At 62.5% G+C, this 18392-nt stretch carries 16 protein-coding genes; 11 read left to right on the top strand and 5 right to left on the bottom strand.

The window, feature by feature from the left end:
• Positions 1-91 precede the first annotated feature (91 nt).
• Together AB4O23_RS06555 and rarD are read left to right on the top strand one after the other, a co-directional pair.
• Entirely contained in the window at positions 92-1066 is a 975-nt protein-coding gene (locus AB4O23_RS06555; RefSeq protein WP_017530769.1) for a serine/threonine protein kinase, read from the top strand.
• Between the two features lie 117 nt (positions 1067-1183).
• On the top strand, positions 1184-2068 hold the full coding sequence (gene rarD, locus AB4O23_RS06550) for an EamA family transporter RarD (RefSeq protein ID WP_017530768.1): 885 nt from the start codon (positions 1184-1186) through the stop codon (positions 2066-2068).
• 111 nt (positions 2069-2179) lie between these two features.
• Here rarD and AB4O23_RS06545 read toward each other — a convergent pair whose 3' ends face one another.
• A complete protein-coding gene (locus AB4O23_RS06545; protein ID WP_068935657.1) occupies positions 2180-2692 on the bottom strand; it encodes a glycine cleavage system transcriptional repressor in 513 nt (170 codons plus the stop codon).
• Positions 2693-2959: 267 nt separating this feature from the next.
• Here AB4O23_RS06545 and AB4O23_RS06540 point away from each other — a divergent pair, with 267 nt between their 5' ends.
• Positions 2960-5137, top strand: a complete 2178-nt coding sequence (locus tag AB4O23_RS06540; RefSeq protein ID WP_017530766.1) for a malate synthase G — start codon at positions 2960-2962, stop codon at positions 5135-5137.
• Positions 5138-5248: 111 nt separating this feature from the next.
• On the opposite strand, the gene AB4O23_RS06535 is transcribed toward AB4O23_RS06540, so the two are convergent.
• The gene (locus tag AB4O23_RS06535) at positions 5249-5695 is read right to left on the bottom strand and encodes a response regulator (RefSeq protein ID WP_017530765.1); all 447 of its coding nucleotides are present in this window, start codon (positions 5693-5695) and stop codon (positions 5249-5251) included.
• A 246-nt stretch (positions 5696-5941) separates the two neighbouring features.
• On the opposite strand from AB4O23_RS06535, the gene AB4O23_RS06530 reads away from it, so the two are divergent.
• The 8 genes from AB4O23_RS06530 to AB4O23_RS06495 all read left to right on the top strand — a co-directional run bounded on the left by AB4O23_RS06530 (position 5942) and on the right by AB4O23_RS06495 (position 14736).
• Positions 5942-7864, top strand: a complete 1923-nt coding sequence (locus AB4O23_RS06530) for a putative nucleotidyltransferase substrate binding domain-containing protein (protein ID WP_460105785.1) — start codon at positions 5942-5944, stop codon at positions 7862-7864.
• Positions 7861-8568: a 3'-5' exonuclease gene (locus AB4O23_RS06525; RefSeq protein WP_116078222.1), complete on the top strand. Its 708-nt coding sequence runs from the start codon at positions 7861-7863 to the stop codon at positions 8566-8568. The genes AB4O23_RS06530 and AB4O23_RS06525 overlap by 4 nt, the downstream gene beginning before the upstream one ends.
• Before the next feature lie 100 nt (positions 8569-8668).
• Positions 8669-9187 (top strand): RNA polymerase sigma factor, encoded by a 519-nt coding sequence (locus AB4O23_RS06520; protein WP_017530762.1) that lies wholly within the window; start codon positions 8669-8671, stop codon positions 9185-9187.
• Positions 9184-10152 carry a FecR family protein gene (locus tag AB4O23_RS06515; RefSeq protein ID WP_065879364.1) on the top strand — a complete coding sequence of 323 codons (969 nt, stop codon included), beginning with the start codon at positions 9184-9186 and terminating at the stop codon, positions 10150-10152. The genes AB4O23_RS06520 and AB4O23_RS06515 overlap by 4 nt, the downstream gene beginning before the upstream one ends.
• 188 nt (positions 10153-10340) lie before the next feature.
• On the top strand, positions 10341-12770 hold the full coding sequence (locus AB4O23_RS06510; protein ID WP_135196583.1) for a TonB-dependent siderophore receptor: 2430 nt from the start codon (positions 10341-10343) through the stop codon (positions 12768-12770).
• 17 nt (positions 12771-12787) lie between these two features.
• Positions 12788-13891 (top strand): PepSY-associated TM helix domain-containing protein, encoded by a 1104-nt coding sequence (locus AB4O23_RS06505; RefSeq protein ID WP_068935664.1) that lies wholly within the window; start codon positions 12788-12790, stop codon positions 13889-13891.
• Positions 13888-14076, top strand: coding sequence for a hypothetical protein (locus tag AB4O23_RS06500; RefSeq protein ID WP_017530758.1), 189 nt, complete (start codon positions 13888-13890; stop codon positions 14074-14076). Before AB4O23_RS06505 ends, AB4O23_RS06500 begins: the two co-directional genes overlap by 4 nt.
• Positions 14077-14106: 30 nt before the next feature.
• Entirely contained in the window at positions 14107-14736 is a 630-nt protein-coding gene (locus AB4O23_RS06495) for a glutathione S-transferase family protein (RefSeq protein WP_460062649.1), read from the top strand.
• 118 nt (positions 14737-14854) lie between these two features.
• Here AB4O23_RS06495 and creD read toward each other — a convergent pair whose 3' ends face one another.
• From creD to creB, 3 genes are read right to left on the bottom strand one after another with little or no spacing between them, the layout of a single operon-like run.
• Positions 14855-16228, bottom strand: coding sequence for a cell envelope integrity protein CreD (gene creD, locus AB4O23_RS06490; protein WP_460062647.1), 1374 nt, complete (start codon positions 16226-16228; stop codon positions 14855-14857).
• A gap of 51 nt (positions 16229-16279) precedes the next feature.
• Positions 16280-17719 (bottom strand): two-component system sensor histidine kinase CreC, encoded by a 1440-nt coding sequence (gene creC / locus AB4O23_RS06485; RefSeq protein WP_017530755.1) that lies wholly within the window; start codon positions 17717-17719, stop codon positions 16280-16282.
• Entirely contained in the window at positions 17719-18387 is a 669-nt protein-coding gene (gene creB / locus AB4O23_RS06480) for a two-component system response regulator CreB (protein ID WP_017530754.1), read from the bottom strand. The genes creC and creB overlap by 1 nt, the downstream gene beginning before the upstream one ends.
• Positions 18388-18392: the final 5 nt, after the last annotated feature.

Here is an 18392-nt window from a genome sequence, read left to right as displayed (position 1 = left end):
CGATGGCAATCGCACAGCCACCACCTATCTCTGGCCCGGTGCGTTACCATACCGGGCCGGACGCGGCGCCCTGCTGCGCGCAGGAGTTCGCATGGCCCACCCGTTTGAAACACTCACTCCCGACCTGGTCCTCGACGCTGTCGACAGCATCGGTTTCCTCAGCGATGCCCGCATCCTGGCGCTTAATAGCTACGAAAATCGCGTGTATCAGGTGGGCATCGAAGGCTCAGAACCGCTGATCGCCAAGTTCTATCGCCCCCAGCGCTGGACCAACGAGGCGATCCTCGAAGAACACCGCTTTACCTTTGAACTGGCCGAATGCGACGTGCCGGTGGTGGCGCCCCTTATCCACAACGGCGCAAGCCTGTTCGAACACGCGGGTTTCCGTTTTACCCTGTTCCCGCGCCGTGGCGGCCGCGCGCCGGAACCGGGCAACCTCGACCAGTTGTATCGCCTCGGGCAATTGCTCGGTCGCCTGCACGCCGTGGGCTCCACCCGCCCGTTCGAACACCGCGAAGCGCTGGGGGTGAAGAACTTCGGTCACGACTCCCTCACCACCCTGCTCGAAGGCAATTTCATTCCCAAAAGCCTGCTGCCAGCCTACGAGTCCGTGGCCCGTGACCTGCTCAAGCGCGTGGAAGAGGTGTACAAGGCCACGCCGCACAAGAACATCCGCATGCACGGCGATTGCCACCCCGGCAACATGATGTGCCGTGACGAGATGTTCCATATCGTCGACCTGGATGACTGCCGCATGGGCCCGGCGGTCCAGGACCTGTGGATGATGCTCGCCGGCGACCGTCAGGAATGCCTGGGGCAGTTGTCGGAATTGATGGACGGCTACCAGGAATTCCATGACTTCGACCCGCGTGAATTGGCGCTGATCGAACCCCTGCGCGCGTTGCGCCTGATGCACTACAGCGCCTGGCTGGCGCGGCGTTGGGACGACCCGGCGTTTCCGCACAGCTTTCCGTGGTTCGGCAGTGAGCGGTATTGGGGGGATCAGGTGCTGGCGTTGCGCGAACAGCTTTCGGCACTTAACGAAGAACCGCTGAAGCTCTTCTGACTGCTTTTTAAGGTGGAAGGGGGCTTGCTCCCTCCCACATAAAGCAAAGCAGATCCCACCAATAGACAAATATCCTTACAATCGCGCCTTGTTAGCTGCCTAAGCAAGGACTCTGCAATGCACGCCGCCAACCCCCGCAAGGGTTACATCCTGGGCCTTAGCGCCTACGTTATCTGGGGCTTGTTCCCGCTCTACTTCAAAGCCATCGCCAGCGTACCCGCCGCCGAGATCATCGTGCATCGCGTGCTGTGGTCGGCGTTGTTCGGCGGTTTGCTGCTGATGGTATGGAAACACCCCGGCTGGTTCCGCGAGCTGCGCGACAACCCCAGGCGCCTGGCAATCCTGGCCTTGAGCGGATCGCTGATTGCGGCCAACTGGCTGACCTATGTGTGGTCGGTCAATACCGGGCGCATGCTGGAGGCGAGCCTGGGTTACTACATCAACCCGCTGGTGAATGTGCTGCTCGGCATGTTGCTGCTCGGCGAACGCCTGCGCCGCCTGCAATGGGTAGCCGTCGGGCTGGCCGCGGTGGGCGTGGCGCAACAGGTGTGGCAGGTCGGCAGCCTGCCGTGGGTGTCGCTGGCATTGGCGCTGACCTTTGGTTTCTACGGTTTGATCCGCAAGCAGGCGCCGGTCAAGGCGCTGCCGGGGCTGGTCGTGGAAACCTGGATGCTGGTGCCGATTGCCGTTGCGTGGTTGCTGTTCAACCCAAGCGCCCACAGCGCACAGCTTGCATTTTGGAGCACCTCCGAAGCCTGGTGGCTGGTGGCCGCCGGCCCCGTGACGCTGATCCCGCTGGTGTGCTTCAACGCCGCCGCGCGGCATTTGCCCTACACGGCCCTGGGCTTTTTGCAGTACGTGGCGCCCACCCTGGTGTTGCTGGAAGCGGTGTTGCTGTTCGGCGAGCACCTGGCGCCAAGCACGCTGCTCGCCTTTGCCTTTATCTGGGCCGGCCTGGTGGTCTACAGCGTGGATGCCTGGCTGACGGTACGCAAGCGCTGATCAAATAATGCACAACCCTCTGCGAGCCACAGCCAACGTGGCTTGCAGGCATCCACCCCAAGGTTATCCACAGGCCCATGCAAGATTTCCATGCATAACCTTGCGGGCGGACTATTCCTCGTTGCGCAGCTCTACCATCAAGTCATCGGCCAAGGTTTCCAGGCAGTCCTGCAACTTATCCAGGGATAACGTCGACGGCACCTGCAGCAGCGCCTCGGCGTTGAACAGCGGGTCACCACTCATCGGCGCCGGCCGCACATCGGTGTTCAAGCGCTCCAGATTCACGCCCTGCTTGCTCAATAGCGCGGTGATCTCACGCACAATGCCCGCGCGGTCATTGCCCACCAGCGTCATCACAATCGGTTTGGACGCCAGGGCCTGCCCGGTGCTGCCCTCACCCACCAGCACACGGATGCCGTGTGTGGATAAGTCTTCCAACGCACCCACCAGTGCCTGACGGTTCTGCGCAGGCACGCTGACCCGCAGGATCCCGGCAAACTGCCCGGCCATATGGGCCATGCGGCTTTCCAGCCAATTGCCACCGTGGGCGGCGATGTTCTGCGCGATGCGTTCAACCAGGCCGGGTTTGTCGGCGGCGATAATTGTGAGTACAAGATGGTCCATGGCGAAGCCCTCTGGAATTCAATCTACAAGGTGGACCCGGCGGCCCTCGAAAACAAATCGTGTACCATTTTTATATTTATCTGGAACAATCCAATAGTTTTTTGAGAACATCCGGTTCTCCGCTGTGACCGTACGACCAAAGTGGGTCGCTAAACGACGTATTTAGTCTAATTTTCACAACCGCAAGTCATCATGTAGTATGCCCAACCGAGCACTACATAATGAAAATCTGAAACAGCGCATAAGCTCCGCAGAGTGAGGCAAGAGATGACTGAACACGTTCAAGTCGGTGGCCTGCAGGTCGCCAAAGTCCTGTTCGACTTCGTGAACAACGAAGCCATTCCCGGTACCGGCGTCACTGCCGAGCAGTTCTGGGCCGGTGCCGACAAGGTCATCCACGACCTGGCCCCGAAGAACAAAGCCCTACTCGCCAAACGCGACGATTTCCAGGCGCGGATCGATACCTGGCACCAGACCCATGCCGGCCAGGCTCATGACCCAGTGGCCTACAAAGCCTTCCTGCAAGACATTGGATACCTGCTGCCAGAAGCCGCGGATTTCCACGCCTCGACCCAAAACGTCGATGATGAAATCGCACGCATGGCCGGCCCCCAACTGGTGGTGCCGGTGATGAATGCCCGCTTCGCCCTCAACGCCTCCAACGCGCGTTGGGGCTCGCTGTATGACGCGCTGTATGGCACCGACGCCATCAGCGAAGCCGACGGCGCCGAGAAGGGCAAGGGCTATAACAAAGTGCGCGGCGACAAAGTCATCGCCTTCGCCCGCGCCTTCCTCGACGAAGCCGCCCCGCTCAGCGCCGGCAGCCACGTCGACTCCACCGGCTACAAGATCGTCGACGGCAAGTTGATCGTCAGCCTCAAGGGCGGCAGCAACAGCGGCCTGCGTGATGACGCCCAGTTGATCGGCTTCCAGGGCCCCGCGGCCGAGCCGATCGCGATCCTGTTCAAACACAATGGCCTGCACTTCGAACTGCAGATCGACGCCAGCACCCCGGTCGGCCAGACCGACGCCGCCGGCGTCAAAGACGTGCTGATGGAAGCCGCGCTGACCACCATCATGGACTGCGAAGATTCCGTGGCCGCCGTGGACGCCGACGACAAAGTGGTGATCTACCGCAACTGGCTCGGCCTGATGAAAGGCGACCTGGCTGAAGAGGTGGCCAAGGGCGGCAAGACGTTCACCCGTACCATGAACCCCGACCGCGTCTACACCGGCGTGGACGGCCAGGACGTGACCCTGCACGGCCGCTCGCTGTTGTTCGTGCGCAACGTGGGCCACCTGATGACCATCGACGCGATCCTCGACAAAGACGGCCACGAAGTGCCCGAAGGTATCCTCGACGGCCTGCTCACCAGCCTGGCGGCGATCCACAGCCTCAACGGCAACAGCAGCCGCAAGAACAGCCGCACCGGGTCGGTGTACATCGTCAAGCCGAAGATGCACGGCCCCGAAGAAGCCGCGTTCACCAACGAGCTGTTCGGCCGCATCGAAGAGGTGCTGAACCTGCCGCGTAACACGCTCAAAGTCGGCATCATGGACGAGGAACGCCGCACCACGGTCAACCTCAAGGCCTGCATCAAGGCCGCCAGTGAGCGCGTGGTGTTTATCAACACCGGCTTCCTCGACCGCACCGGCGATGAAATCCACACCTCCATGGAAGCCGGCGCGATGGTGCGCAAGGCCGCGATGAAGGCGGAAAAATGGATCGGCGCCTACGAAAACTGGAACGTCGATATCGGCTTGAGCACCGGCCTGCAAGGTCGCGCACAGATCGGTAAAGGCATGTGGGCGATGCCCGACCTGATGGCGGCGATGCTCGAACAGAAAATCGCCCACCCATTGGCCGGCGCCAACACGGCGTGGGTACCGTCTCCGACGGCCGCCGCGCTGCATGCGTTGCACTATCACAAGGTCGACGTGTTCGCGCGCCAGGCCGAGCTGGCCAAACGCGAGCGCGCCTCGGTGGATGACATCCTGACCATCCCCCTGGCCAGCAACACCGATTGGTCCGAAGAAGAAATCCGCAACGAGCTGGACAACAACGCCCAGGGCATCCTCGGCTATGTGGTGCGCTGGATCGACCAGGGCGTCGGCTGCTCGAAAGTGCCGGACATCAACGACGTAGGGCTGATGGAAGACCGCGCCACCCTGCGAATTTCCAGCCAGCACATCGCCAACTGGCTGCGTCACGGCATCGTCACCGAGGCCCAGGTGATGGAAAGCCTCAAGCGCATGGCACCGGTGGTAGACCGTCAAAACGCCGGGGATGCGTTGTACCGCCCACTGGCGCCGGATTTCGACAGCAACATCGCGTTCCAGGCAGCGGTGGAGTTGGTGATTGAAGGGACCAAACAGCCCAATGGCTATACCGAGCCGGTATTGCACCGCCGGCGTCGGGAGTTCAAGGCTAAAAACGGCCTGTAAATGAAAAAGCCCTGATCGTGAGATCAGGGCTTTTTCTTTGGGGGGCTGTGGTGGCTGGTCTGGCCCTATCGGGAGCAAGCCCCCGATGAGGCCCTTACAGTCACCACAGAATCAGGACACCATCCCCAACTCCCGCTTGACCAGCTTCGCCAACTTCACGCTATCAATCGGCTTGAGCAAAAAGTCCACCACACTCAAATGCATCGCATCAATCACGTCTGGCGCTTCCGCATCCCCCGATATGATGATGATCGGCAACGCCGCGCGGGTGGATTCGCGCACCTGGCGAATCAACTCCAGGCCATTGCTCGGCGCCATGCGCAGGTCGGTGATCAGCAAACCGATCGAGCTGCTGGACTTCAGCAAGTCCCACGCCCTCTCGCCACTGTCGGCGGTCATGCAGCGAATGCCATCGAGGCCCAGGATTTCAGCCAGCAGTTCGCGCGCGTCTTTATCGTCGTCAACGATCAGCACACGTTGTGGCGGCAAATCAGGCTCCAGCATCACGGCGCTCAGCGCCTCGCGCTCGGCATCACTCAAAATATCGTGGTCGGACATACGGTTCTCAGCAGCTCTCATCACTCTCACAGCACACTCGTCAGACATCTGCTGAAGGACGATCAATGTGCCTTTCGTCGGAAACTTTGCCTAGTAGGTGTTCCACGGGGTTTGGACGATATTCATGTAAGGTTTTTCCCTAGCTTCACGCCGTTTGCAGCGACCTAGACTTACGTCCAATGGGCACCCGCCGCGCAGGAGTCGACCATGCAGGACGATAACGACAAAAAAACTGCGGTCACTGTTATGAGTAAAGCTGATGCTTTCACGCAGGCGGGTAAAACCGCCGTGTTGCAGAACATCCACGGCACCCTGCAATTCCTGCAACGCTTCCCCCCGTTCAACCAGATGGAAAACGCGCACCTGGCGTTTCTGGTCGAGCAGTGCCAGTTACGCTTTTTCGGCCCCGGCGAGAGCATTCTCAAGCCGTCCGGGGGACCGGTGGAGCACTTTTATATCGTCAAGCAAGGTCGTGTGGTGGGCGAGCGACCGGACTCGGAGCACACCACCTTCGAAATCACCACCGGCGAATGTTTCCCCCTCGCCGCGCTCCTGGGTGAACGCGCCACGCGCACCGAGCACAAGGCCGCCGAAGACACCTTCTGCCTGCAACTGAACAAACCGGCCTTTATCAAGCTGTTTGCCCTCTCCAGCCCGTTTCGCGACTTTGCCCTGCGCGGCGTCAGCAGCCTGCTGGACCAGGTCAACCAGCAGGTGCAGCAAAAGGCCGTGGAAACCCTCGGCACGCAATACTCCTTGAACACCCGCCTGGGCGAATTGGCCATGCGCCACCCGGTCACGTGCAACCCGGACACACCGCTGCGCGAAGCGGTGACGCTGATGCACGAGCAGCAAGTGGGCAGCATCGTGATCGTCGACGAACACAAGGCGCCACTGGGCATTTTCACCTTGCGCGACCTTCGCCAAGTGGTGGCCGATGGCACCGGCGATTTCAGCCAGCCGATCGCCGCGCACATGACCCAGGCGCCGTTCTTCCTGACGCCGGATCACAGCGCGTTCGACGCCGCCATCGCCATGACCGAGCGGCATATCGCCCATGTGTGTCTGGTCAAGGACCAGCGCTTGTGTGGCGTGGTGTCCGAACGCGACCTGTTTTCCCTGCAGCGCGTCGACCTGGTGCACCTGGCCCGCACCATCCGCAATGCGCCACGGGTAGAGCACCTGGTGGCGCTGCGCGGCGAGATCGGCCAATTGGTGGAACGCATGCTGACCCATGGCGCGTCGTCCACCCAGATCACCCACATCATTACGCTGCTCAACGATCACACCGTGTGCCGGGTGATCGAGCTGAGCCTTGCCGAAAAAGGCGACCCTGGCGTGCCGTTCAGTTGGTTGTGTTTCGGCAGCGAAGGCCGTCGTGAGCAGACGCTGTACACCGACCAGGACAACGGCATTCTGTTCGAAGCCAAGGATGCGGTGGAAGCCGCCGAGATCCGCGGGCGCCTGCTGCCCCTGGCGCAGCAGATCAACCAGAGCCTGGCACTGTGCGGGTTCAGCCTGTGCAAGGGCAATATCATGGCCGGCAACCCCGAGTTGTGCTTGTCGCGGGCCGAATGGGCGCGACGCTTTGCGGCGTTTATTCGCGAAGCGACGCCGGAGAACCTGCTGGGTTCAAGCATCTATTTCGACCTGCGCGTGGTGTGGGGCGACGAACACGGCTGCGAGCAGTTGCGCCAAGGCATCCTGGACCAGGTGGCGGACAACCGGCTGTTCCAGCGCATGCTCGCCGAGAACGCCTTGCGCCAGCGCCCGCCGGTGGGCCGCTTCCGTGAATTTGTGCTGACGCGCAAAGGCAGCGAAAAGGCCACGCTGGACCTCAAGGTGCAAGGCCTCACACCGTTTGTCGACGGCGCGCGCCTGCTGGCCCTGGCCAATGGCATCCGTGCCAACAACACCCTGGAGCGCCTGCGCCAGTTGGTGATCAAGGAAGTCATCGAACCGCTGGACGGCGCCGCCTATGAAGAGGCGTACCACTTTATCCAGCAAACCCGCATGCAACAGCACCAACTGCAAACCCGCGAGAACCAGCCGTATTCCAACCGCGTCGACCCCGACAGCCTTAACCATCTGGACCGGCGCATCCTGCGTGAATCCCTGCGCCAGGCCCAACGCCTGCAAAGCAGCCTGACCTTGCGGTACCAACTGTGAGCCTGTTCAGTTGGTTGCGCACGGCCAAACCCAGGCTGGATGCGGCGCAACAGCGGCGCCTGGAGCAACTGCCCAAGCCCATCGCCTTGGGCGACAGTGCGTTGCGCACCCAACGCTGGGTGGTGGTGGACCTGGAAACCAGCGGCCTGAACCTCAACCGCGACCAGGTGCTGTCCATCGGCGCGGTGGTGATCGAAGACGGCGCGGTGGATTTTTCCCAGTTGTTCGAACGCACCTTGCAGCGCACCGACACCAAACTCAGCCCCAGTGTGCTGATCCACGGCCTGGGCCCCAGCGCCATCGCCGCCGGCAGCGATCCGGTCGAAGCCTTGCTGGACTTCATGGAATTTGTCGGCGACAGCCCGCTGCTGGCGTTCCATGCGCCGTTCGATCAGCACATGCTCGGCCGCGCACTCAAGGACAGCCTGGGTTATCGCCTGGCTCATCCGTTCCTCGATGTGGCCGACATCGCCCCGCTGGTGTGCCCCGAGGCGCACATCCGCGAAGCCGGGTTGGACGACTGGATCAAGCATTTCAACCTGCAGGTGGGCGAACGCCATCACGCCAGCGCCGATGCCCTGGCCACAGCCGAGCTGATGCTCATCCTGTTCAGTCGCGCGCGCCGGCACCACATCGACACCCCCCACGCGCTGCACACGCGTTTGAGCCAATGGAAACGGCGTAAACAAGCGCCATCGTTTTAATCTCATCTCCCGACAGACGCCAATTGCGCCCTTCCCACGCCTCTGACACAATCGCGAATAATTCTCGTTAGTTTAAACCTCTTGTTTATTCGGTGATGCCTTGTCGTCGGTCCAGAACCCACACAGTGAGCTTGTTGGCGCGTTGTACCGCGACCATCGTGGCTGGCTGCTGGCCTGGCTGCGACGCAATGTGGCCTGCCCCAGCCGCGCCGAAGACCTGAGCCAGGACACGTTCATGCGCCTGCTCGGCCGTGACGAGTTGCGCGCCCCGCGCGAGCCCCGCGCATTTCTGGTGGCGATCGCCAAAGGCTTGTTGTTCGACTACTTCCGTCGCGCAGCCCTGGAGCAGGCCTACCTCAGCGAATTGATGTTGATCCCGCCCAGCGAACACCCCTCGCCCGAAGAACAACAACTGATCCTCGAAGACCTCAAGGCCATCGACCGCCTGCTCGGCAAACTGTCCAGCAAGGCCCGCGCCGCCTTCCTCTATAACCGCCTCGACGGCCTGGGCCACGCGCAAATCGCCCAGCGCCTGGGGGTATCGGTGCCGCGTGTGCGCCAGTACCTGGCCCAGGGCATTCGCCAGTGCTACATCGCGCTGTATGGCGAGCCGTCGTGAGCATCAGCGGTTCCAAGCCGGTCTCGGCCCGGGTGCTGGACGCGGCGATTGCCTGGCAGCTGTCTCTGGATTCAGGCGACGGCAGCGCCGTGGAGCGCGAAGAGTTCGGCAAATGGCTGGCCAGCAATGAAGAGCACGCCCGTGCCTGGCGCCAGTTGGGCATGCTCGACCAGCGCTTTCGCGTGGCCTCGGGCCCGGCGCGGGCGGCGTTGTTGCAGTCGCGTGAGGGCATCCGCCAGCGTGTGCGCAAGTTGGGCACCGGCCTTGCCAGTATCGCGCTGGTGTGCGGCTTGGCGTTGTTCGCCGGCGAACGCTACGTACCGATCCACTATTGGCTGGCCGACCAGCGCACCGCCACCGGCGAGCAGCGCACGCTGAAACTGGCCGATGGCACCCGGATCAACCTCAATACCCATAGCGCCATCGACGTGCGTTTTGATGAGCAACGCCGGCTGATTGTGTTGCAGGAAGGCGAAATCTTCGTCGAGACCGGCCACAACGATGCGCGCCCGTTCTACGTGCAGACCCGCGACGGTAGCCTGCGGGCGCTGGGCACACGGTTTATCGTCAAGCGCGAAGACGACGCCACGCGCTTGAGCGTCCTGCAATCGGCGGTGGCGGCGCAACCACAGGCCTTGCACCAGGAACAGGTGTTCAAGGAAGGCCAGCAAGTGCTGATGCGCAGCGATGGCCTTGGCCCTGCGCTTGCCGTCACCCCCGCCACAGACGCCTGGACCCGCGGCATGCTGGTGGTCGACAACGCCCGTCTGGAGGATGTGGTCGAGGAGCTCAGCCGCTACCGCAGCGGTTATTTGGCTGTGGATAAAAACGTGGCCGACCTGCGCATCACCGGCAGCTTCCCGCTGCACGACACCACCCTGGCGCTCAACGCCCTGCTGCCCACCCTGCCGGTGCGCATCGAGCAACACACACCGTGGTGGGTGGTGGTCAAAGGTAAGCCTTAGGTTTTCCGGCGCCTGGGCTATCGCTATCGGGGGCAAGCCCCCTCCCACATTTTGATGTGTGTGGGAGGGGCTTGCCCCCGATGAGCCCCTCAAACACACCACAAAAAAAATTTCACCCTGCCCTATCACTTTTCGCTTCTCGTTCGGCACCTAGGCAATTGAGAAATATTTTCACTCAGGAGCCGTCCATGTCCCGCACGCTAGACACCTTGTTGCGCCCCAGCCTGTTAGCCGTGGCCATTGCCCTCAGCGCCCCGCTGGCCAGCACCGTGCTGTTCGCCGCCGAACAAGCCTCAAGCGTGCGCGCCTACAACCTGCCGGCGGCGCCCCTGGCGACCACGCTGAACCAGATCGCCAGCCAGGCCGGCCTGGCACTGACCCTCAACCCGGCGCTGGCGTCGGGCAAGACCTCGGCACCGGTCCAGGGCCAGTTTGATGCACCGGGCGCGCTGCGTGAGGCCCTGCACGGCACAGGCTTGCAACTGGAGCAGAGCAGCGCCGGGACGTTCAGCCTGGTGGCGGTTCCGGAGGGTGCGCTGGCGCTACCCACCACCAGCATCACTGGCCAGGACAGCTATGAAAGCGCCTGGGGCCCGGTCGACGGTTACCTGGCCAAGCGCACCGCCGCCGGCACCAAGACCGACACCGCGCTGGTCGAAGCACCCCGCTCGATCTCCATCGCCACCCGCGAACAAATGCAGGACCGCAACGTGCAAAACCTGGATGACGCGGTGAAGTACATGCCCGGCATCGTCTCCGCCAGCTACGGCAGCGATACCCGTTATGACTGGATGCGCGTACGCGGCTTCGAACCCACCCAATTCCTCGACGGCCTGCCACTGCCTCGTGGCGTGTACGCCAACCCGAAAGCCGAAACCTGGAACCTCGACCGCCTCGCCCTGCTGCGTGGCCCGGCGTCATCGGTGTACGGCCAGACCCCGCCGGGAGGCCTGCTGGACATGGTCAGCCGCCGTCCCAGCGCCGAGCAGAGCAGTGCCATCCAGGTGCAATACGGCAGCGACAACTATCGCCAGATCAACTTTGCCAGCACCGGCAAGATCGATGACGAAGGCCAGTTTCTCTATGGCCTCAGCGGCGTGGTGCGTGATGCGGGCACCCAGGTCGATCACATCGACAACAAGCGCTACAACATTGCGCCGAGCCTGACCTGGAATATCGACCCGGATACCCAGCTGACTTTCCTGTCGCAGTTCACGCGCGACGATACCGGTACCACCAGCCAGTTCCTGCCGATCCAGGGCACCAAGATCAAGTCGCCGCTGGGCGAGGTGTCACACCACAAGAACCTGGGCGACCCGGACTACGAATACTACGACCGCACCTACTACGCGCTGGGCTATGCCTTTGAGCATCGCTTCAACGATACGTGGCAGTTCAAGCAGAACCTGCGCTACACCAAATCGGACCTGTCGTTCCAGCAGTTGACCGTGGGTTCCTACGCGTTCTCACCGGCGGACGCGGCGGGCAATATCACCCGCTCCACCACCAACGTTGACGAGGACATCAGCCAGTTCGCGGTGGACAACCATTTCCAGGCTGACTTCGCGACCGGTGACATCCTGCACACCCTGCTGCTGGGCCTGGATCACCAGCGCACCGACACGTCCTATCGGGCGATATTCGGCACTGCGTCAGGGACCAATATTTTCAACCCGATCAATACCCAGCCAACCCTGCGCCCCACCGATGTCCGGCCGTTTTACGACTACAACCAGACAACCGTGCAAACCGGCCTCTACGTTCAGGATCAGATGGCCCTGGACCAGTGGCGTCTGACGCTGGGCGGTCGTGAAGACTGGGTGCATCAGGGCACTACCTACTTCAATGACAGCGATGCGACCAACACTGACCGCATCAAACACTTCAGTGGCAACGCGGCACTTAGCTATGTGTTCGACTCGGGCTTCGTGCCTTACTTGTCCTACGCCGAGTCGTTCCAACCGGCGAGCAACGCCGATACCAATGCGCTCACCACGTTTAAACCGACCGAAGGCAAACAATGGGAACTGGGGGTCAAGTACCAGCCGCCCGGCAGCAATACGCTGTTGAGCGCGGCCGTCTATGACCTGACCCAGAAGAACGTGCAGGTGACCACCATCGGCCCAGGGGGCCAGCAAATCAACAGCCAGACTGGCGAAGTGAAAGTCAAAGGCCTGGAACTGGAAGCGGTCTCCGATGTGACCGAGAACCTCAAGGTCATCGCCGCGTACACCTTGGCCAAGTCCGAGGTGCAAAAAGGCATCAACCAAGGCAACCGTCTGCAATTGATGCCCAACCAGCAAGCCTCGCTGTGGACCGACTACACCTGGCACACCGGCATCCTCGACGGCTTTGGCATCGGCTTCGGCGCCCGCTATACCGGCAACACCTACGGCGACCAGGCCAATACCTGGCTGGGCAAGGCCAACGCCTACACCGTGTTCGACGGCGCGGTGCACTACGACCTCGGCCGCCTCGACAACAACCTGAAGGGCGCGTCGGTGAAGGTGAACGCCACCAACCTGTTCAACAAGGATTACCTGTCCACCTGTGATGGCAACTACTGCTACTTCGGCGACCAACGCAGCGTCGTCGCCAGCGCCACCTACCAGTGGTAAATGGCCAAGGCTAGAACATGAAAAGCAAAACCATCCGCCGCTGGTCCTTCATCCACACCTGGACCAGCCTGATCTGCACGCTGTTCCTGCTGCTGCTCGCCCTCACCGGCCTGCCGCTGGTGTTTCACCATGAGATCGATCACCTGCTGGGCAACGAGCCCGAACTGGCGCGGATGCCCGCCGATACGCCGCAGCTCAACCTTGAGCAACTGGTGGCCAAGGCCCAGGCCCAACGCCCCGGCGAGGCGCTGCAGTACTTGGCCTGGGACGAGGATGACAAGAACGGCGTGATCGCAATCATGGCCGCCACCGCCGGCACCGAGCCCAATGCGTCCCATACCTTCATGCTCGATGCGCGCACCGGCGAGTCGGTGCCAATGCCGGCGGCCAACGGCGGCTTCACGCTGTTCCTGCTGCGCTTGCATGTGGATATGTTTGCCGGGCTGCCGGGCAAGTTATGGCTGGCGTTCATGGGTGTTCTGTTTGTGCTCGCGATGATCTCCGGCACCGTGCTGTACCTGCCGTTCATGCGCCGCTTGAAGTTCGCCACCGTGCGCCGGGACAAGTCCACCCGCCTGCGCTGGCTCGACCTGCATAACCTGATCGGCGTGGTCACGCTGACCTGGGCGCTGGTGGTGGGCGTGACCGGCGTGATCAGCGCCTGCGCCGACCTGATCATCGCCGCCTGGCGCCAGGACAGCCTCAGCGCGATGATCGCGCCCTACACAAACGCCCCGCCACTGACCCAACGCGCACCCGCCAGCGACCTGCTGAGCATCGCCGCCAAGGCGGCGCCCGGCATGCAGCCGGACTTCATTGCCTTCCCCGGCACGCGCTTTTCCAGCGAGCATCACTACGCCGTATTCATGAAAGGCGGCACCCACCTGACGTCGCATTTGCTCACCCCGGTGCTGATCGATGCCCGCACCCTGGCTGTCACCGCCATCGCCGAACGGCCGTGGTACATGGACGCCATGGGCCTGTCCCAGCCGCTGCACTTTGGTGACTACGGCGGCATGCCGATGAAGATCCTGTGGGCGGTGCTGGACGTGCTGACCATCATCGTGCTCGGCAGTGGCGTTTACCTGTGGATCGCGCGGCGCAAGGCAGGCAAGGCATGAAGCCGCGCCAGTCGAACTTCTGGAAGGTGTTTGGCCTGCCGCTGGGGGTTGGCCTGCTCAGCGCCGCCGGGCTGTGCGCGGCGTTGCTGGGGGATGGGCTGTGGGATTCGCTCAGTTGGGTGGGGTTGGGCGTGCCTGCTGTGATAGGCGTTTGGGGGTTGTTCAAGCGGCGCGCAACCCTCTAGGCTAGCCACAGCCCATTGAGAGGAATGCCCATGTCCGCGCCCAGCATGACCTTGTTCCACAACCCCGCTTCACCGTTCGTGCGCAAAGTCCGCGTGTTGCTGCTCGAAACCGGCCAGCAGGACCGCGTGGGCCTGCACGCCTGCGTGCCGACCCCGGTAACCCCGGATGCCCAGGTGATACAAGGCAACCCCGTGGGCAAGATCCCCGCCCTGCGCCTGGCCGACGGCAGCGTGCTGCACGACAGCCGGGTGATCCTGGATTACTTCGACCACCAGCACGTCGGCAACCCACTGATCCCCCGCGACGGCTCGGCGCGCTGGCGTCGCCTGACCCTGGCCTCCATGGCCGACGGCATCATGGACGCCGCCGTGCTGGTACGTTACGAAACCGCCCTGCGCCCGGTGGAAAAACACTGGGACCAGTGGCTCGACGAACAGCGCAACAAGATCAACCGCACCCTCGCCGAGCTGGAGCAGGACGCCATTGCCGAACTGGCCAGCCATTTCGACATCGCCGCCATCAGCGCGGCCTGCGCCTTGGGTTACCTGGATTTTCGCCATCCGGACATGCCCTGGCGGTCGGCCAACCCACAGCTTGCCGCCTGGTACGCCGAGGTCAGCCAGCGGCCTTCGATGCAGCAGACCCAGCCGCCGATCTGACATTCACGCCGAGCCAATGTGAGAGGGGGCTTGCCACAGTGGGCGATGGTGGTCGTGAGGAAGGTGACGATCCTTGCGGCCAACTGCGCCCCCTCTTGCTGATCCTCGCGCAACCCGATCATTGCACTGCCTCCAGATCAAACGCCAACGGTTCAACCCCCTTGCGCTTGCCCACGCCATACCAATCGAGCTTACGTGTCAGCACCATCACCGTGCCCAGCAGGCCGAACAGCAACACCGAGCCCATCAGCAACGCATAGTCCTCGGCGCTCAACAGCCCGTACAACAAGCCATACAACGCCGCCAACCCCGCCGAGAACCCCAGGCCACGGGTCACGCTGCGCAGCACATGGCACACGTAAAACCCGATCAGCAACACGCAGGCACTCGCCGAGATCAGGTACGCCAAGGCAAACCCCAGGTGCTCGGACAACGACAACAGCAACAGGTAGAAAAACGCCAGGGCCACCCCCACCAGTGCATATTGAATCGGGTGTACCGCCAGGCTCTTGAGCACTTCGAACAGGAAGAAGCCGGCAAAGGTCAGGGCGATAAACAGCAGCGCATATTTGATCGCGCGGTCGCTCTTGAGGTACTGGTCCACCGGGTCGATGAAGTTCACGCCGAAGCTGCGGCTGTTGAAGTCATCACAGCCTTGTGCGTCCAGGCAGGTTTGCAGGGCTTGTTCGAGGTTGGTTGAGAAGAACGAGGTCTGCCAGTTGGCCGTAAACCCCTTCTCGTCGATCGCCCGTTGTGTCGGCAGAAAGTTGCCGATAAAGCTGGGGTGCGGCCAGTTGGAGGCCAGTGACACCTGGCTGGTCTTGCCCACCGGCACCACTTGCAGTTGCTCGGTGCCTTGCAGGCGCAGGTCGAAGGCGAAGTCCACCACGGCCGGTTTTTTACTGTCCAGCTCGGGCAGCGCCACGTGCACGCCTTCGCCCAGCCAATCCACTTGCGAGCCCGGCGAGAACTCCAGGCGCTGGCTGCCAAGCTCAAGGTTCAGTGAGTTTTCAATGCCGCGAATGTCGCTGATGCCCACCGCCAGAAAGGCCGGTTCGAAGCGGTAGTCGGCAAAGTTTTCAGTGATCCCCAACTGTGCAGGCAGCTCGAAACGCCCCGCGATGCGGTTATCGGCATGAAACAACCGCGCCTGGTAAATGCCGCGTGCGCGCAGTTCGGTCTGCACCTTGCCGTCGAGTTCAAAACGGTCCGGCAGGAAGTACAGGCGGCCGCGCTCTTCACGGGTGACCTCGTAGCGCTTGTTGAGCTTTTCATTAAGCTTCCACTCACGCACGGTCTTGCGATACGGCACCACCATCACCGGCCCGGTAATACGTTGGGCGTAACTGGAGCTGCGCGCGATGTCCATCAATACGCCGTCGCGCAGTTGCTGGCGGTCGCTGATGATGCCGTTGATCATCAGCAACGGAATCAGCAACAGCAGGATCAGCAGCGCAATCGCGCCAAGTTTGAAAAGCAGGCTGCGGTTCATGGGTCTCTCCCTGTTTTGATGAGGGCAGAGTGAGCCGCGCATGTGGGTGTTTTATGTGGGCAATGTGGAGACTGTGTGGAGATGCAGCACCACCTGCACGCCGCCCGGCACATTGCCGATCTGCAACGCGCCGCCGTGCAGCTTCATCACCTCTTCGACAAAATTGAGGCCCAGGCCCGTGCTTTTGCGCCCGCTCGCGGGGCGTGGCAGCGAATAAAAACGTTCGCTCAGGCGCGGCAATGCATAGTCGGGAATCGGTGCGGCCTGGTTGAACAGGCTAACCTGCACATCGTTGTGCAGCGTCTGCGCACTGAACTTCAACAGACCGCCGGGCGGTGTGAAGTCCAGGGCGTTTTCCAGCAGGTTGCCCAGGGCCTGGCGCAGCAGGAAGGGTTCGCCGAACACCTTCACGTCAGCCGCAATCGCCTGCTCCACACGCAGCCCAGCCCCTTCGATTCGTGCGCATTGAGCCTTGAGCACCGCGTCGACCAAGGCACCCAGCGCGATGCTCGACTGCTCTTCCAACCCCTGGCGCTGCTCCACCTGCGCCAGGTTCAGCAGGCGCTCGATCAACTGTTGCAGGCGCGCACTCTCACTGTCGATATTGCCGACAAAGCGCTGCTGCTGCTCGCGGCTCATATCGCCCTGCAGCAGTTCCGCCGCGCCACGGATCGCGGCCAATGGGCTTTTCAGCTCGTGGGTCAGGGTGTGCACGTAATGTTCGACGTAGGCCTTGCCCTCCAGTTGCGTGCGCATGTGCTCCACCGCCGTGGATAACTGCTTCAACTCACCGCCGCGATAATGCGGCAACTCGGCCCGTCGCCCCTCGCTGACCGCTTCGGCGTAGGCGGTCAGGCGTCGCAAGGCCACGCTCAGCCACCACGACAACAACGCGCCCAACAGCAAACCCAGGATCACCAACCCGGCGCCGTACCACAGCAGGCGCCGCTCAGTGCGGTCGACATAGGGTTGCAACGAGCTGTTGGGCTTGGCCACGGTGACCACGCCGATGATATGGCCGTTGTCGCGGATCGGCGCGCCCACGTGCATCACCGACGACGTGGCGTCATCTGCGTTGCTGCGGGTGGAGCGCGCACCGTATTCGCCGCGCAGGGTCAGGTACACGTCGTTCCATTTGGAGTAGTCCTGGCCCACCGCGTCGCCGCTGGAGTCGAGCAACACCGTGCCCTTGGCGTCGGTCACGTAGATACGGTGATTGACCTGGTTTTTCGGCAGGCCCCAGATGGTCGCGCCCGGCTGACGATTGCCGTAGGCCTTGAGCACCTGCGGCCAGTGGCTTTGGCCAAGGGTGCGGTTCTTCACGTCTTCGCGCAGGATCTCGGCCAGCAGGTTGGCGGTGTCCACCAGGGTTTCTTCGGTGGACTGGCGCACGCCAGGGCGGATCTCCTGCATCACCGTGCTGAGCACGAAGTAACCGGTGAGGCCGATAAACAGCGCGTACACCAGGAAAATCCGCAGCCCCAGGCGCATCAGCTGTTGCTCGGGCTATAGCTGTAGCCGAGGCCGCGATGGGTCTGGATCGGCTCAGCCTGCGCCGCCACGGCCCGCAGTTTGCTGCGCAGGCTTTTGATATGGCTGTCGATATTGCGCTCGTAACCGGCATCGGCCGGCACGCCCACCGCGTCCAGCAATTGCTCGCGGCTGAAGACCCGCTCGGGTTGGTCCAGCAGGCTTTGCAGCAGGCGGAATTCGTGACGGGTCAGGTTCAGGGGCTGGCCGCGATAGTGGATCTGCATGCGTTCCAGGTCGACCTGGAACAGCGCCGGCGCGGCACCGGGGCCGACCCGCTTGAGGATCGCCCGCACCCGCGCCGCCACTTCCCGTGGGCTGAACGGCTTGACCACATAATCGTCGGCGCCGATCTCCAGCCCCACCACGCGGTCGATCTCGCCGTCCCGGGCGCTGAGGAACATCACCGGCACTTCACTGAAGCGGCGCAATTGCTTGCAGGTTTCAAAACCGCTGATGTCGGGCAGGCCGATGTCGAGGATGATCAGGTCGGCCGGGGCCTGGCGCTGATGCTCCAACGCCGCCTGGCCAAGGCTCAGCCAGGTGGTGGTGAAGCCCTCGCCTTGCAGGGCGAATATCAGCGTGTCGGCTATCGCCGCTTCGTCTTCGACAATCAGGATGTGGGGCATTTTGG

The organism is Pseudomonas sp. H2_A10 (genome assembly GCF_054680085.1).
This window is presented reverse-complemented; position numbering and strand designations above follow the sequence as displayed.